This is a genomic window from Sporosarcina jiandibaonis (assembly GCF_013184495.1).
Classification (GTDB): domain Bacteria; phylum Bacillota; class Bacilli; order Bacillales_A; family Planococcaceae; genus Sporosarcina; species Sporosarcina jiandibaonis.
This window is the reverse complement of sequence record NZ_JAAOIY010000001.1, coordinates 855,289-873,024: the sequence shown is the minus strand read 5'-3', so window position 1 is coordinate 873,024 and position 17,736 is coordinate 855,289. Positions and strand designations below refer to the sequence as shown.

General features: G+C 40.4%; 14 protein-coding genes. All 14 read left to right on the top strand.

All coding sequences use genetic code 11. The features are described 5' to 3' along the window. Nucleotides 1–124 precede the first annotated feature (124 nt). The 14 genes from xerC (at nt 125) to G8782_RS04490 (ending at nt 17,659) form a co-directional block, all read left to right on the top strand. Nucleotides 125–1,024 (top strand): tyrosine recombinase XerC, encoded by a 900-nt coding sequence (xerC, locus tag G8782_RS04555; protein ID WP_172369701.1) that lies wholly within the window; start codon nt 125–127, stop codon nt 1,022–1,024. A 14-nt stretch (nt 1,025–1,038) separates the two neighbouring features. Further along, nucleotides 1,039–1,578 (top strand): ATP-dependent protease subunit HslV, encoded by a 540-nt coding sequence (hslV, locus tag G8782_RS04550; protein WP_172369700.1) that lies wholly within the window; start codon nt 1,039–1,041, stop codon nt 1,576–1,578. Beyond that, nucleotides 1,578–2,981, top strand: coding sequence for an ATP-dependent protease ATPase subunit HslU (gene hslU / locus G8782_RS04545; RefSeq protein WP_172369699.1), 1,404 nt, complete (start codon nt 1,578–1,580; stop codon nt 2,979–2,981). The genes hslV and hslU overlap by 1 nt, the downstream gene beginning before the upstream one ends. 86 nt (nt 2,982–3,067) lie before the next feature. Further along, nucleotides 3,068–3,844 carry a GTP-sensing pleiotropic transcriptional regulator CodY gene (gene codY, locus G8782_RS04540; protein WP_172369698.1) on the top strand — a complete coding sequence of 259 codons (777 nt, stop codon included), beginning with the start codon at nt 3,068–3,070 and terminating at the stop codon, nt 3,842–3,844. Nucleotides 3,845–4,104: 260 nt separating this feature from the next. Continuing rightward, nucleotides 4,105–4,839, top strand: a complete 735-nt coding sequence (gene rpsB, locus G8782_RS04535; RefSeq protein WP_172369697.1) for a 30S ribosomal protein S2 — start codon at nt 4,105–4,107, stop codon at nt 4,837–4,839. 80 nt (nt 4,840–4,919) lie between these two features. Then, nucleotides 4,920–5,810, top strand: coding sequence for a translation elongation factor Ts (gene tsf / locus G8782_RS04530; RefSeq protein WP_172369696.1), 891 nt, complete (start codon nt 4,920–4,922; stop codon nt 5,808–5,810). Nucleotides 5,811–5,884: 74 nt separating this feature from the next. Continuing rightward, a complete protein-coding gene (gene pyrH / locus G8782_RS04525) occupies nt 5,885–6,610 on the top strand; it encodes a UMP kinase (protein WP_172369695.1) in 726 nt (241 codons plus the stop codon). Continuing rightward, nucleotides 6,610–7,167 (top strand): ribosome recycling factor, encoded by a 558-nt coding sequence (gene frr, locus G8782_RS04520; protein ID WP_172369694.1) that lies wholly within the window; start codon nt 6,610–6,612, stop codon nt 7,165–7,167. Before pyrH ends, frr begins: the two co-directional genes overlap by 1 nt. A 288-nt stretch (nt 7,168–7,455) precedes the next feature. Further along, nucleotides 7,456–8,250 carry an undecaprenyl pyrophosphate synthase gene (gene uppS, locus G8782_RS04515; protein WP_172369693.1) on the top strand — a complete coding sequence of 265 codons (795 nt, stop codon included), beginning with the start codon at nt 7,456–7,458 and terminating at the stop codon, nt 8,248–8,250. After that, complete coding sequence (locus G8782_RS04510) at nt 8,247–9,041, top strand: phosphatidate cytidylyltransferase (RefSeq protein WP_172369692.1); 795 nt, start codon at nt 8,247–8,249, stop codon at nt 9,039–9,041. Before uppS ends, G8782_RS04510 begins: the two co-directional genes overlap by 4 nt. A 15-nt stretch (nt 9,042–9,056) precedes the next feature. Further along, the gene (locus G8782_RS04505; protein WP_172369691.1) at nt 9,057–10,205 is read left to right on the top strand and encodes a 1-deoxy-D-xylulose-5-phosphate reductoisomerase; all 1,149 of its coding nucleotides are present in this window, start codon (nt 9,057–9,059) and stop codon (nt 10,203–10,205) included. A 41-nt stretch (nt 10,206–10,246) separates the two neighbouring features. Continuing rightward, nucleotides 10,247–11,506 (top strand): RIP metalloprotease RseP, encoded by a 1,260-nt coding sequence (gene rseP / locus G8782_RS04500; RefSeq protein ID WP_172369690.1) that lies wholly within the window; start codon nt 10,247–10,249, stop codon nt 11,504–11,506. A 48-nt stretch (nt 11,507–11,554) separates the two neighbouring features. Next, nucleotides 11,555–13,261, top strand: a complete 1,707-nt coding sequence (locus G8782_RS04495; protein WP_172369689.1) for a proline--tRNA ligase — start codon at nt 11,555–11,557, stop codon at nt 13,259–13,261. A 69-nt stretch (nt 13,262–13,330) separates the two neighbouring features. Further along, nucleotides 13,331–17,659, top strand: coding sequence for a PolC-type DNA polymerase III (locus tag G8782_RS04490; RefSeq protein ID WP_172369688.1), 4,329 nt, complete (start codon nt 13,331–13,333; stop codon nt 17,657–17,659). The last annotated feature ends 77 nt before the right edge of the window (nt 17,660–17,736 follow it).

The window sequence follows — 17,736 nt, the reverse complement described above, 5'->3', positions numbered from 1 at the left end:
ATGGGCTCTGTGATTGAACGATTAGGCAATGATGAAAATCTTCCCAAAAATCAAGCGAATTACTGTTCAATTTAAATTATTATTTGTTATACTAGAAAAGGTTTGCATCGAGGGGGCGAATTCTATGTCAGTCCAACCTTCAACAGTTCTCGATGAATATATTACGCACGTTACGTTAGAGCGGAATTATTCATCCTATACGGTAACAGAATATAAAAAAGATATCGAAGAGTTTTTTTCATTCATCACTAGTGAGGGACTTGCAGATTTAAACGACGTCATGTACTCGGAAGCGAGACTTTATGTAACGACACTTTATGACAAAGGATTATCCAGGGCAACAATCTCAAGAAAAATATCTTCCGTTCGTTCTTTTTTTAAGTTTGCGAACACCAGATACGGGATTGTTGACAATGCATTTAAATCGCTCTATCATCCAAAAAAACAAGAGCGCCTTCCGGCTTTTTTTTACGAAGATGAAATGGAATCCTTATTTGCTGCATGTGAAGGCACTGATAATAAATCCTTAAGGGATCATGCATTATTGGAAATGCTATATGCAACTGGAATACGAGTAAGCGAGCTAACTTCAATCCAATTAGACGACATCGACACGCATCTCGGTATTGTGCTGGTAATGGGGAAAGGTAAAAAAGAACGATATATCCCTTTTGGCAGTTTTGCCGAAGATGCAATCAATGCCTATATCGAAATCAGTCGACCGAAATTGATGAAACAGAAGGATCATAATACTTTGTTTGTAAATTTACGAGGTGATCCTCTTACGGGTCGTGGTGTCCGCTATATATTAACGTCGCTTATGGAGCGTGCTTCTCTTCATTCTAAAATATACCCGCATATGATACGGCATACTTTTGCGACGCATTTATTGTCAAATGGTGCTGACATGCGTACGGTACAAGAATTATTGGGGCATTCACATCTTTCTTCAACTCAAGTATATACACATATAACTAAGGAACATTTACGGAAGACGTATATGAATACGCATCCGAGAGCATAGGGAGGATGGTTTTTATGGAATTCCATGCAACGACGATATTTGCTATTCGTCATGACGGTGCTTGTGCAATGTCAGGTGATGGTCAAGTTACTGTCGGAAACGCAGTTGTTATGAAACATACAGCGAAAAAAGTGCGAAGAATTTTTGGTGGCAAAGTACTTGCAGGATTTGCAGGGTCAGTCGCAGATGCTTTTACTTTATTTGATCTATTCGAAGGGAAACTTACCGAATACAATGGCAATCTCCAACGCGCTGCTGTAGAGCTTGCTAAACAATGGCGTGGCGATAGGATGCTTCGTAAACTCGAAGCGATGTTATTGGTGATGAATAAAGATGAATTGCTCCTCGTATCAGGTACAGGAGAAGTTATTGAACCTGATGATGGAATACTTGCAATTGGTTCAGGCGGACATTATGCGCTTGCTGCTGGCCGCGCACTGAAAAAGTACAGCGGAGATTCTCTTACGGCTGAACAAATTGCGAAAGCTTCACTAGAGACAGCTGCCGAAATTTGCGTCTTTACAAATGACCAGATTATTGTGGAGGTACTATAATGACAAAAAGAGAGGAATTAACGCCGAAAGAACTCACTGCACATCTAGATCGGTATATTATTGGACAAGATAATGCCAAGCGTGCGGTTGCGGTAGCAATTCGAAATCGATATAGAAGAAGCCTTCTTGCAGATGAAGAAAAAAATGAAATCATACCTAAAAACATTCTGATGATCGGACCGACTGGTGTAGGGAAAACTGAAATTGCAAGAAGAATCGCCAAGTTGGTAAATGCACCTTTTTTGAAAGTAGAAGCAACAAAGTTTACAGAAGTCGGTTATGTTGGCCGAGATGTTGAGTCGATGGTTAGAGATTTAACGGAGGCTGGTATTCGAATTGTTCGTGCCGAGAAGCGTGAAGAAGTCCGGGAACAGGCAACTAAGCTTGCAAATGAAAGATTGGTTAAACTAATCGTCCCTAGTAAAAAGAAACAAAGTAGCGGTCAAAATCCATTCGAAATGCTATTCGGTCAAAAGCAAGAAGCAGAAGAGCGCGATTATGCAAAAGAAGCCGAAGTCAGCCAAAAGCGCTCTGATATTGCAAGACGCCTTTTAGCGGGTGAACTTGAAGAGGAGACTGTAACGGTCGAGGTAACTGAGCAGCAGCCATCGCTTTACGATGCTTTCCAAGGGTCGGGGATGGAGCAAATGGGTGCGAACATGCAGGACGCCCTTTCTTCCCTTATGCCTAAAAAGGTGACAAAGCGTAAAATGAAAGTGAAAGATGCGCGTGTCGTGCTCGAATCGGAAGAAGCAGATAAGCTGATTGACCATGATGAAATTGCTAGAAAAGCAATTGAGTTAACCGAGCAATCAGGTATCATATTTCTCGATGAAATGGACAAGATAGCTAGGAGTGAAGGAAATGGCGGCTCATCTGCAGATGTGTCACGCGAAGGTGTTCAGCGCGATATTTTGCCGATAGTGGAAGGCTCTACGGTTTCCACAAAATACGGTGCAGTGAAAACTGATTTCATTTTGTTTATCGCAGCAGGCGCATTTCATATCGCGAAGCCCTCTGATATTATTCCGGAACTTCAAGGCCGTTTCCCGATACGAGTTGAACTAGATAAGTTATCCAAAAATGATTTTGAACGAATATTGAAGGAACCAGACTTCTCGTTGATTCGTCAATATGAAAGGTTATTGGAGACAGAAGGCGTCATTTTAGACTTTACGGACGAAGCGGTTAGTAAAATTGCTGAAATTGCATTTGAAGTGAATGATAACACTGAAAACATTGGTGCAAGACGACTTCATACGATTTTGGAAAAATTACTTGAAGAAGTATCATATGAAGCCGCTGATATCGGCCCTTCAACAATAAAAATAACGCCAGCATATGTCGAAGAGAAGTTGCAAGAAATCGCAAAAAACAAAGATTTGTCACAATATATTCTATAACTGAATCGTATCGCTTTATTTAACGATTGAAAACCTTTAGAATATTCCATAAACACATCAACATAATTTTAGGAGGAAGAATAAAAATGTCACTATTATTAAAAACACGTAAAATTAACGCAATGCTACAAGAATCCGGTGGAGATGCAGTAAACTTCAAAGAAATGGCTGAGAAGCTAAGTCAAGTTATCGAATGTAACGCATTTATCGTAAGCAGAAAAGGAAAATTGCTTGGTCTTGAAATATATCACCAAATTGAAAACGAACGCATGAAAGATATGTTTGAAAATCGTCAGTTCCCTGAAGAATACACGAAGAAACTTTTTGAAGTGAACGAAACTTCTTCAAACTTGGATATTGAAAGTGCATACACAGTATTCCCGGTAGAGAATAAAGATCTATTCAAAGAAGGCTTAACAACAATCGTTCCAATCATCGGCGGGGGAGAGCGTTTAGGTACGCTTATCCTTGCAAGAATGACACAAGAATTCCAAGATGAAGATCTAATTCTTGCTGAATATGGTGCAACTGTAGTCGGCATGGAAATCTTGCGCGAGAAAACTGAAGTAATTGAAATTGAAGCACGTAGTAAAGCTGTTGTTCAAATGGCGATCAATTCACTATCTTACAGTGAGCATGAAGCAATTGAGCATATCTTTAAAGAGCTAGACGGAGAAGAAGGCCTATTAGTAGCTTCGAAAATTGCGGACCGTGTAGGAATTACTCGTTCAGTAATCGTTAACGCACTTCGTAAATTAGAAAGTGCTGGCGTCATCGAATCACGTTCATTAGGAATGAAAGGAACTTATATTAAAGTTCTAAACAACAAATTCCTTGCTGAACTTGAAAAACAAAAAAACTAATAAAACAAATTCTGATTACAACAATATAAATAGCATTCCTTCCTCGTTCTATTGAAGGAAGGAATGCTTTTTTTAACTTCTATGCACTTTGACAACAAAAAATGAACAACAAACAATTGTTTGTTGCATTGTCGAATTCAATATGTTATATTAGCAAATGGTATTACTACACACGTGCATGGACTTTGGAATGGTGCCGAAAGGTTGTTCCACTGGATGATTTGCGCGGAGGAATTCAAACCAAAACAGGAGGAATAAAAATGGCAGTAGTCTCAATGAAGCAATTACTAGAAGCAGGTGTTCATTTCGGACACCAAACTCGTCGTTGGAACCCAAAAATGAAAAAATTCATTTTTGTAGAACGTAACGGCATTTACATTATCGATCTTCAAAAAACGGTGAAAATGCTTGAAGAAGCATACGCATACATGCGTCAAGTTGGTGAAGATGGTGGAAAAGTACTGTTCGTTGGTACGAAAAAACAAGCACAAGATGCGATTAAAGAAGAAGCAGAACGTTCAGGAATGTATTACATCAACCAACGTTGGCTTGGTGGTACACTAACTAACTTCGCTACAATTCAAAAGAGCGTAGCTCGCATGAAAAAAATCGAACGTATGGAAGAAGATGGCACGTTTGATGTCCTACCTAAAAAAGAAGTTGTTCAATTAAATAAAGAACACGAAAGACTAGAAAAATTCCTTGGTGGAATTAGAGATATGAAATCATTACCAGATGTTATGTTTGTTGTTGACCCGCGTAAAGAACGTATCGCTGTTGCGGAAGCAATTAAATTGAACATTCCTATCGTTGGAATCGTTGATACAAACTGTGACCCTGACGAAATTGATTACATCATTCCAGCGAATGATGATGCAATTCGTGCAGTACGCCTACTTACGAGCAAAATGGCTGACGCTTTGATCGAATCCCGACAAGGTGAAGATGAAGCAACAGTTGAAGAAAGCTCAGAAGAGACAGTAACTGTAGAGTAATTTTTTTGAAACCAGGCGATAAGCTAACCCCTTATCGTCTTTTTTAGGAATTGACGACACATTATTGGAGGATGGAAAATATGACAGTAAAAGTAACAGCTCAAATGGTAAAAGAATTACGTGAAAAAACAGGTGCGGGTATGATGGACTGCAAAAAAGCGTTAACTCAGGTAAATGGCGATTTGGAAGCGGCAATCGATTTTCTACGTGAAAAAGGTTTATCCAGCGCTGCGTCAAAAGCTGACCGCATTGCTGCAGAAGGTACAGCATCTATTCTTGTTAAAGACAATGAAGCAGTTATTCTTGAAGTGAATGCTGAGACAGATTTCGTAGTGAAAAACGAATCGTTTCAATCTTTAGTAAAAGAGTTAGCTGAAAAACTTCTAGAAGCTAAACCAGCTACAATTGAAGAAGCGCATGAATTGGAAATTGAAAGCGGAGTAACTGTTGCAGACCACATTTCTAATGCTGTTGCAAAAATCGGTGAAAAGATTACACTTCGTCGTTTTGAAATCCGTACAAAAACAGACAACGATGCATTTGGTCCATACCTCCACATGGGCGGTTCAATAGCTGTTCTTGTCGTTCTTGAAGGTTCAACGAACGAAGAAGCTGCTAAAGATGTTGCTATGCACATCGCTGCATTAAACCCGAAATATATTTCACGTGACGAAGTTCCAGCTGAAGAAGTTGAGCGTGAAAAGAAAGTCCTTACCGAGCAAGCATTAAATGAAGGCAAACCAGAAAACATTGTTGCTAAAATGGTTGAAGGCCGTATCGGTAAATACTTCGAAGAAATCTGTGTACTTGATCAAGCATTCGTAAAAGATTCTGATCAAAAAGTGAAAGCATTCGTTAAATCAACGGGTGGAACATTAAAAGATTTCGTTCGTTATGCAGTCGGCGAAGGAATCGAAAAGCGCGAAGAAAACTTTGCTGACGAAGTAATGAGTCAAGTACAAGGGAAATAAGCTGTAAAATGAATGGGGGACACACAAGCGGTGTTCCCTATTTTTCGAGAAATCTGATTAAACGGAGGGTACTTATGAGCACACCAAAATATAAACGAATTGTTTTGAAGTTAAGCGGTGAAGCACTTGCAGGTGAAAAAGGATTTGGTCTTTCACCAGAAGTCATTAAAACCGTTGCCAAACAGGTCCAAGAAGTTGCCGAACTCGGTGTAGAAGTTGCAGTAGTTGTCGGCGGTGGAAACATTTGGCGAGGCAAGGTTGGTAGTGAAATGGGAATGGATCGTGCAACAGCAGACTATATGGGTATGCTTGCAACCGTGATGAATTCCCTAGCCCTTCAAGATTCCCTCGAACAACTAGGAGTTCAAAGTCGTGTATCATCTTCAATTGAAATGAGACAAGTAGCTGAACCATACATACGTAGAAAAGCAATTAGACATCTAGAAAAGAAACGCGTCGTGATTTTTGCAGCAGGTACGGGGAATCCTTATTTTTCAACAGACACTACAGCAGCGCTTCGGGCGGCGGAAATTGAAGCAGATGTTATTTTAATGGCGAAGAACAATGTCGATGGCGTTTATTCTGCAGATCCTTTACTCGATAAAGATGCAATTAAGTATACCGAATTATCCTATATAGACGTCATTAGCCAAGGCCTTGAAGTAATGGATTCAACAGCTTCAACCCTATGTATGGACAATGATATACCACTCGTTGTATTCTCAATTATGGAGAGTGGAAATATAAAGAGAGCCGTGCTCGGTGAACCAATCGGGACGGTCGTCAGGAGGAATTTGTAATGCCGAACGCAGTATTGAATCAAGCGAAAGAAAGAATGGATAATGCAATTGGGGCGTTTTCGAGAGAACTCGCTTCAATCCGTGCGGGTCGCGCGAATGCTTCTCTGTTAGATAGAATAACAGTCGATTATTACGGGGCGCCTACACCTCTTAATCAAATGGCAGGGATTTCTGTGCCAGAAGCACGTCTGCTCGCAATTCAACCTTATGACAAAACAACACTTGGGGACATCGAGAAAGCAATCCTGAAATCAGATATCGGAATTACGCCGTCTAATGATGGTACGATTATTCGCCTCTCAATTCCTGCATTAACAGAAGAGCGTCGAAGAGATATTGTGAAGACTGTTAAAAAAGAAGCAGAGGATTCAAAAGTCGTAATTCGTAATGTTCGCCGTGATGCAAATGAAGAATTTAAAAAACTTGAGAAAAACGGCGAAATAACAGAAGATGAACTTCACCGCAATGGCGATGAAATCCAAAAGTTAACGGATTCGTACATTAAAAAAATTGACGACCTCGCAAAAGAAAAAGAAGATGAAATCATGGAAATCTGAATAAGTGAAACTAAATCAATGAAGGTTTAATTCGTTGATTAGCGGAACGATTCGGGCATTTACGAGCAGTCGATCCCTTGCTTCCCGTTTATCCGTACTTGATAATATTTTGAATTAGGGAATTGACTGCTCGTTACTGCAAGATAGAAGAACTTTCTATTTTCTAAGACGTCCTTATTTCAGGGCGTCTTTTTTACTTCTATCAAGAATTCAATAATGAATTTAATGCGGATTTTTGGTACGATAGAATTAGCTTGCTCTGAAATGCAGTGGAGTGGAGGAAATATTATGCTAGGAAAGCTCATAAGAAAAAAAAATATGGAAACCGAGCCCTTAATTTCGGTAGAACTTGAAAGTGTGAAAAGTAAGCATATCCCTGCTCACGTGGCAATCATAATGGATGGGAATGGCAGATGGGCAAAAAAACGTAATTTACCTAGAATTGCAGGTCACCATGAAGGAATGAAGACTGTTCGGAAAATTACACGTGTAGCAAATGATTTAGGGATTAAGGTACTAACACTTTATGCGTTTTCCACTGAAAATTGGAAACGGCCAAAATTAGAAATTGATTTTCTAATGAAACTTCCCGGAGAGTTCTTAAGTACGTACCTCCCCGAGCTAATCGAGCAAAACGTTAAAGTAGAAATGATTGGCGATTTTGATGTTTTACCAGAACACACAAAAAATGCTATCCAACGGGCAATCGATGAAACAGCAAATAACGACGGGATGACATTAAATTTTGCTATGAATTATGGAAGTCGCCTTGAATTGATTCAATGTATGCAAGAAATTGCTAAACTCGCAACTGAGGGTAAAATTGAATTAGAGGATATTGATGAGACATTAATAGGATCTCATCTAATGACTGCTCATTTACCTGAGCCTGACTTGCTGATACGCACAAGTGGAGAAGTACGTTTGTCGAATTTCATGTTGTGGCAACTTGCATATGCCGAGTTTTCATTTACAGACGTCTTATGGCCTGATTTTGATGAAATGTGCATGATAAGTGAAATCAAGGAATTCCAATCTCGAAATAGACGTTTTGGGAGTGTAAATGAGGAGGGTGACGCTTGAAACAGAGAATTATAACAGCGATAATCGCATTAGCTTTTTTCACCCCTTTCGTAATAATAGGCGGCTGGCCATTCACGCTCGTAATTTACGCGATTGCAACGATTGGTTTATATGAAATATTACGAATGAGGGATATTAAGATATTATCTGTTCCTGGGGTATTAACTTGGATTGCTCTTGCAGTTTTATTGATACCGTCCAGTTATGAACAAAGATTTTATGAAACAGTAGGCTATACCAAAATTGAACTGGCTTTTGCGGTCGCATTACTTCTATTAATTCATACGGTCATCGTTAAAAATCGTTTTACATTTGACCACGCCGCTTTTTCAATATTGGGTGCATTGTATATTGGTATCGGATTTTACTATTTTATCGAAACTCGACTCTTTGGAATTGAATATGTACTTTACGCACTCATTGTCATCTGGACGACGGATACAGGTGCATATTTCGTAGGGAGAAAAATAGGGAAAGTGAAACTTTGGCCGGATATATCCCCTAATAAAACGATTGAAGGATTTTTTGGCGGCATAATTACCGCAATAATTTTTGCTTGTATTTTTCATTACTTCATACCGATTGCATCGTCGTACTGGATATTAATCGTGGTAACGCTTATCGCATCCATAATAGGCCAGCTAGGCGATCTAGTTGAATCAGCAATTAAACGAAATTATAATGTGAAGGATTCGGGGAGTCTTCTTCCGGGGCATGGAGGAATTTTGGATAGATTTGACAGTCTCCTTTTTGTTTTACCGCTGCTCCATTTTCTTCAATTCGTAGCATAACGGAAGGGTGACATTATGAGGAAGAAAATTAGTTTGTTAGGGGCGACAGGTTCTATTGGCGTCCAAACAATTGATATAATTAAATCAAATCCCGAGAAATTTGAACTTGTTTCATTTTCCGCGGGAATGAATATCGACAAAGTAAGAGAATACGCTTCTGTTTTTCAACCGCAAACAATATCAGTCATTCAACGCGAGGATGCAGAACGGCTCAAAACTGAGTTCCCTTCGATTAATTTTGTTCATGGAAGAGAAGGACTTACTGAAGTAGCAGCCCATACAGGTGCCGACGTTTTAGTTAATGCTGTTATTGGAAGTGTCGGACTAAAACCGACAATCGAAGCAATTCGTTCGGAAATAACAATTGCAATTGCAAATAAGGAAACGCTTGTCGCTGCAGGTGAACTCGTTTTAGAAGAAGCGCGGAAAAAAGATGTTGCACTTCTTCCGGTTGATAGTGAACACTCGGCGCTCTTTCAAGCGTTGAATGGCGAAAACCTTAAAACGGTGTCTAGACTTATTCTAACAGCATCTGGAGGGAGCTTCAGGGACTTAACGCGAGATGAATTAACGAATGTTACTGTTGAACAAGCTCTGTCGCATCCGAATTGGTCGATGGGAAACAAACTAACGATAGATTCGGCAACCATGATGAATAAGGGGCTTGAGGTGATTGAAGCACATCATTTATTTGGCGTTCCTTATGAACAAATCGATGTTCTTCTCCATCGAGAAAGCATTATTCATTCTTTAGTTGAATTTGAGGATACAAGTGTAATGGCTCAACTAGGTTCAACTGATATGAGAGTTCCGATTCAATATGCGCTGACCTATCCGGACCGCATCCCGATGAAAAATGCTAAACCGCTTCGTCTCGAGGAAATTGGAAAACTGCATTTTGAGAAATTGGACCATACCCGCTATAAGGCGCTTGCACTTGCTTATGCGGCAGGCAAGGAAGGCGGCACGATGCCAGCAGCAATGAATGCCGCAAATGAAGTTGCTGTGAGTTTGTTCATGCAAGGTAGAATAGGTTTTCTGGAGATCGACAACATCGTCGAGCGCGTAATGGACTCGCATAAAACGATTTCCAAGCCAAATCTTGAAATGATATCTGAAATTGATTCGCATACGCGAAAAATAGTGTATGCTATGTTAGATTAACAACTTAATTCCGGCCAAGGGGCCAGTGAAGGTGGTTTTGTATGGAGACCGTAATTGCTTTTGTAATTGTATTTGGATCTCTCGTTTTTTTCCATGAATTAGGACATTTTTTGTTCGCGAAAAAAGCCGGGATAATGGTTCGTGAATTTGCAATTGGATTTGGACCGAAAATTATCGGCATCACCAAAGGAGAAACAATATATACAATCCGTTTACTTCCATTTGGCGGATATGTTCGCATGGCAGGTGAAGATTTCGATACAGTTGAACTTCAACCGGGATACCGTGTCGGAGTTCACATCGGCGATTCGGGCGAAGTCGAAAAAATCTACTTAAATCATAATGTAGCAAATCCAAATATTCTATTCTTGGAAACTGAGTCATCAGATTTTGATAAAGAGCTATTCATCGAAGGGTACGATGAGGACGGCGAACTTGTTCGTTATAATATATCAAGAACAGCTGTCATAATTGAAAAAGGGCAAAAAACGCTAATTGCTCCATACGACAGGCAGTTTGAATCCAAATCTGTAGGCAGTCGTACGATGACAATATTTGCTGGTCCGCTTTTCAACTTTATCCTAGCTTTTTTCATCTTTGTTGCTATCGGGCTTTTACAAGGGGTTCCTACAATGGAACCAATTATTACGGAAGTCCAAGAAACGGGTTCAGCTTATGATGCCGGGATGAAGAATGGCGATTTGATAAAAAAAGTAAATGACAAAGAAATTACTACTTGGACTGAATTCGCGGAAATTATTCAAGAAAGTCCGGGTAAAACGTTATCGTTTATCGTAGAACGTAACGATTCACTTGTGGAGTTGCAAGTAGTTCCGGACACATTAGAAGAAGCAGGACGCGAATTTGGTCAAATAGGTGTCCTTTACTCAAGCCCTATTGAAAAAAACGCATTGAAAGCAGTATCTTTCGGGGCTGACCAGACATGGTCATGGTTTAAGAAAATCCTTGAGTTGCTCGGAATGCTCGTAACTGGAAAATTTACTATCGATGCATTATCAGGCCCGGTCGGCATATATAAAGCGACTGAGGAAGTTGCAAAATACGGGGTTTATAACTTGATGAACTGGGCAGCGATTTTAAGCATCAACCTTGGAATCATGAATTTACTCCCACTGCCAGCTCTTGATGGCGGGCGTTTACTATTCTTTTTATTCGAAGCAATCCGTGGAAAACCAGTCGACAAACAAAAAGAAGGCATGGTCCATTTTGTAGGGATTATCCTATTGATGCTACTCATGCTCGTCGTTACTTGGAATGATATTCAACGCTTCTTCTTTTAATTAAATAAAAGAAGCCTTGGTTGAAAAACTTACTATGGGGTGAAATGATTGAAACAGTCTTTAACGTTTATTCCTACAATGCGTGAAACACCATCGGATGCAGAAATAAGATCTCACCAACTACTATTGCGTGCTGGTTTTATTCGTCAAACGACAAGTGGAATTTATTCTTATTTACCTTTAGGTAAAAAAGTGTTAGCGAAAATCGAAAAGATTGTTCGCGAAGAAATGGAAGCAATTGATGCAGTAGAGGTTTTAATGCCTGCTATGCAACATGCTGAACTTTGGCAGGAATCCGATAGATGGTACGATTACGGTCCAGAATTATACCGTTTGAAAGACCGTCATAACAGAGAATTTGCACTAGGGGCTACTCATGAAGAGGTTATTACAGCATTGGTCCGGGATGAATTGAAATCGTATAAGCAACTGCCTTTAACGATGTACCAAATTCAAACTAAGTTCAGAGATGAACAACGTCCTCGTTTTGGTCTGCTTCGTGGCAGGGAATTCATTATGAAAGATGCTTATTCTTTCCATTCATCTGAAGAAAGTCTCGATGAAAAATATCAAGATATGAAGCGAGCCTATACAAATATATTTACGAGACTCGGCCTTAACTTCCGTTCAGTAATTGCAGATGCGGGTGCAATTGGCGGAACAGGCACTCATGAATTTATGGCACTTTCCGATATTGGCGAAGATACAATCGCTTATAGTGACTCTTCGCAATACGCGGCAAACATTGAAATGGCGGAAGTGGCAAATGATTATATCAAGTCTGATGAACCGCTAAAAGAAATTGAAAAAATTTCAACTCCGGATAAGCGTACAATTGATGAAGTTGCTTCGTTTTTAGATGTCGAAGTAAGCAAATGTATTAAAACGCTTGTGTTTAATATAGACGGCGATCTAGTCGTTGTTCTCGGGCGCGGGGATCATGAAATTAACGATATTAAATTGAAGAACGCACTTAATGCTACTACAGTTGAATTTGCTTATGAAGGCGATATTTATGAATTGCTATCATGTGAAGTTGGTTCGATTGGACCTGTCAAGCTACCAGTCGGCGTAAAGGTAATTGCAGATAATGCGGTTGAAGCAGTTGTCAATGGCGTAACGGGAGCTAACGAAGATGGTTTCCATTTAGTGAATGTGAATCCAGAACGCGATTTTGCAGTCGATAAATATTTGGATCTTCGTTTTATCGAAGAGGGAGATCCATCGCCTGACGGCGAGGGAACAGTTAAATTCGCTAAAGGCATTGAAGTCGGGCATATATTCAAACTAGGAACGACGTATAGCGAGCCGATGAACGGCACTTACCTTGATGAAAACGGGAGAACCAAGCCGTACATTATGGGTTGCTATGGCATCGGCGTGTCCCGAATTATGGCGGCAGTCGCAGAACAATTTAATGACGAAAGCGGTTTGAAATGGCCTAAGAATCTTGCGCCATTTGATATCCATCTCGTTCCAATCAATTTGAACAATGAAGATCAAAAAGAAGTTGCGAATAACTTATACAAGCTCTTGCAGTCTTATAAGTTCGACGTGTTGTATGACGATCGCTCGGTTCGCGCAGGCGTGAAATTCACCGATTCAGATTTGATCGGTTTGCCAATTCGGATTACCATTGGTAAAAAAGCAGCTGAGGGAATTGTCGAAGTGAAATTCCGTGAATCTGGTGAATCGACAGAATGGCATGTAGAAGAAATTACTGAAAAGCTACAAGAGTTTTTCGGAGATAAATAAAACAGTAGAGGGAAGACCGTTGTCGGTGCTTCCTTCTTTTTTACTGATTAGGTAAGGGGGAAGACACTTATGGGCGAATTACTCGATCAAAAAATGAAATTACAACTTTTGCTAAAACAAATTGATATGACAGAAGATGAGTATGCTCGTCATTTTGAAAATGCATTATTACAACGCGTAAGCATTCACCGAAAATCGAAAGTCTGGCAATTCAATCTCCAATTAGATAATCCACTACCCGTTGATGTGTATACAGTTTTTTCCCAACGAATCAATCAAGCATTTTCTGCAATAGCAAAAATCAGACTTCAAATTACGAGTCATAACGCAATTCCGGACGAGCAATTACTGGCAAGCTATTGGCCATTTGTTATCGATGCGTTACAGGATATGTCGCCTCCAATTCGTGAAAGGCTAACGAGCCAGAAGCCAGCCGTAATGGGCGGAAAAATGACACTTATTTGCGTCAATGATATGGAATTACAAACGATGAGAGGGAAGTACGCGGCACTCATTGCTGATATCTATACAACGTTTGGATTTTCACAACCAATCATCGATTTTCAACTAACGGAAAACACCGATGGAGCGGAAGAAGCACACCAAGCATTCCTAAGAGAACGGCAACTTGAAGAAGAAGAAATGGGAAGAAAAGCGCTTGCCGATTTGCAAAAACGCGAACAAAGTCGTAAGGAAAACGGCGATGCACCACCGTCTGGTCCTTTCCAATTAGGCACGCCAATTAAAAATAATGAACCGATCATGGAAATACGCAATATTCAAGATGAGGAACGCAGCGTCATCATTGAGGGGTATGTATTCGATACCGAGGTTCGAGAACTTCGAAGTGGTAGATCACTTCTTACGATAAAAATTACCGATTATACAGATTCGATTATTGTAAAAATGTTTTCGCGTAATGAAGAAGACGGTTTACTTATGTCCAATTTAAAGAAAGGATCTTGGGTTCGCGCACGCGGTGGAATCCAAAACGATACATTTGTCCGAGATTTAATCATGATGGCTCAGTCAATTATGGAAGTTTCACCGATTATTCGCCTAGATAAAGCACCTGATGAACGTAAGCGAATTGAATTACATGCCCATACGACGATGAGCCAAATGGACGCGGTAGTAACGCCATCTGCACTTGTAGAACAAGCAGCTAGATGGGGGCATCCAGCCGTTGCAATTACGGATCATGCAAACGTCCAGTCCTTTCCAGATGCATACTCTGCAGGAAAAAAACACGGTATAAAAGTGTTATTCGGAATGGAAATCAATCTTGTGAATGACGGGGTTCCAATAGCTTACGGAGAAGCACATCGAAAACTGGAAGATGATACATACGTCGTTTTTGACGTGGAAACGACGGGCTTATCCGCAGTCTACAATACGATTATCGAACTTGCTGGCGTGAAGATAAAGAACGGTGAAGTGATTGATACGTTTGAACGGTTCGCCAATCCGCACCAACCGATATCAGCGTTAATAACAAATCTCACTGGTATCACTGATGAAATGGTGAAGGATGCGCCTGATGTCTCAGAAGTTGTCACCGATTTTACTGACTGGATTGGCGATTCAATCCTCGTTGCCCATAATGCATCATTTGATATGGGCTTCCTATATGAAGCATCTAAAAAAGCTGGTTTGCCAGCTGTTACGTATCCAGTAATCGACACGCTTGAACTTGCTCGTTTGCTCCATCCAGAAATGGGGAATCATCGACTGAATACCCTAGCGAAAAAATATAATATCGAACTAACTCAACATCACCGTGCGATTTACGATGCCGAAGCTACTGGACACCTATTCCTTAGACTGCTAGCAGATGCAGAAGAAAAAGGAATTATTTATTTAGATGACTTCAACAAGCATATCGGCGGAGGAGATACGTACAAACGTGCACGTCCATCGCATTGTACTCTTCTCGCAACTGATAATGAAGGTTTAAAGAACTTATTTAAACTCGTTTCCTATTCGCATATGGATTATTTTTTCCGTGTTCCGCGAATTCCGCGATCGCTGCTTGCTAAACACCGAAAAGGTTTGTTAGTCGGTTCTGGTTGTTCGAACGGGGAAGTTTTTGAAGGTCTTATGCAGAAGTCTCCTGAAGAGGTTGAAGAAATCGCAAAGTTTTACGATTATCTCGAAATTCATCCGAAAGCCGTTTATTCACACTTGATCGATATGGAATTAATACGTGATGAATGGAATATGGAAGACATTATGCGAAAGCTATTGAAACTTGGAAAAGCGGTCAATATACCTGTATGCGCAACGGGAAATGTCCATTATTTAGATGAAAATGATGCGATGTTCCGTAAAGTTCTCATTCGTTCACAGGGCGGGGCAAATCCGTTGAATCGTCATTCATTGCCCGCCGTGCATTTTAGAACGACAGATGAAATGTTAGAAGAATTTGCTTTTCTGGGCGAGCATATCGCGGAAGAAATCGTTATTGACAACCCGCGCAAAATAATGGATAGAATCGGTGATGTAAAACCGATTAAAGATGACCTATATACACCCGAAATTGAAGGCGCGGAAGATGAGGTTAAAGATTTAAGTTATTCAATGGCTCATGAACTTTATGGCGAAGATTTACCGGAGATTGTTGTAGAGCGATTGGAAAAAGAACTGACGTCAATTATCGGAAATGGTTTTTCCGTAGTTTACTTAATCTCTCATAAATTGGTGAAACGTTCACTTGATGACGGTTATTTAGTTGGTTCCCGCGGATCTGTAGGCTCATCTTTCGTTGCTACGATGATGGAAATCACGGAAGTAAATCCGCTGCCGGCTCATTATGTTTGTCCATCCTGCAAGAAAGCAGAATTCTTTACAGACGGTTCTGTCAATTCAGGGTATGATCTTCCTGATAAAAAATGCCCTGATTGCGATGTTCCCTTAAGAAAAGATGGACAAGACATCCCATTTGAAACTTTCCTCGGATTCGAGGGAGATAAAGTTCCGGATATCGACCTTAACTTTAGTGGAGATTACCAAGCGAACGCACACAACTATACTAAAGAACTGTTCGGAGAAGATTACGTATACCGAGCTGGAACGATTGGAACGGTCGCTGAACGTACAGCTTATGGCTATGTGAGAGGCTATATGAATGATAATGGACTCCATTTACGCGGTGCTGAAATTGACCGTCTCGTTATTGGATGTTCAGGCGTAAAACGAAATACCGGTCAGCATCCCGGGGGAATAATTGTTGTTCCGAACACGATGGATATACATGATTTTACACCGATTCAATTTCCAGCGAACGATTTAAATTCCGTTTGGAAAACGACGCACTTTGACTTTCATTCAATTGAAAACAACTTGTTGAAATTGGATATCCTGGGTCATGATGATCCGACGATGATAAAAATGCTCGAAGATTTATCTGGTATAGATCCTCTGTCAATTCCGCCCGATGATGAGGGCGTCATGAAATTGTTTAGCGGTACGGAATCTCTTGGCGTAACGCCTGAACAAATCGGATGTAAAACAGGCACACTTGGCGTCCCTGAATTTGGAACGCGCTTCGTCCGCCAAATGTTAGAAGAAACGAAGCCGTCAACATTTTCTGAGCTAATTCAGATTTCGGGATTATCCCACGGGACAGACGTTTGGCTAGGAAATGCACAAGAATTAATAAAAAATAAGACGTGCGAGTTATCGGATGTGATCGGTTGTCGTGATGATATTATGGTGTATTTAATGCATCAAGGACTCAAACCATCCTTGGCATTTAATATCATGGAGTCCGTGCGACGAGGACGCGGCCTTACACCGGAGTTCGAAGAGGAGATGCGCGCGCAAGGCGTGCCAGCATGGTATATTGACTCCTGTAAAAAGATTAAATATATGTTCCCGAAAGCTCACGCTGCTGCCTATGTATTAATGGCGCTTCGTATTGCATATTTTAAAGTGCATCATCCAATCCTTTATTATTCGGCATATTTTTCGGTAAGAGCCGCTGATTTTGATTTATTGACCATGACAAAAGGATCAGCTTCAATCCGGGCACAGATACAGGAAATTAATGCAAAAGGGTTAGATTCATCGCCTAAAGAGAGGAATTTATTGACGGTGCTTGAAATTACGCTTGAAATGTATGAGCGCGGTTTTTCAATTGCGAAACCTGATTTATATAAATCGGATGCATCAACATTTATCATTGACGGAGATTCTCTAATTCCGCCGTTCAATGCCATTCCATCCCTTGGGACGAACGTTGCGAATACCATAGTCGAAGCGAGAAAAGACGGCGAATTTTTATCAAAAGAGGATCTTCAACAACGAGGGCGCGTTTCAAAAACAGTTATTGATTATATGGATTCACTTGGTTGTCTGGAAGGCTTGCCTGAAGCTAACCAACTATCCTTGTTCTGACCGCATTGTTTGCAACGCTGAATTGCCTATGTTATGATGAATACAACTTTTGTAATAGTCTTGCGAAAAGAGTGGGA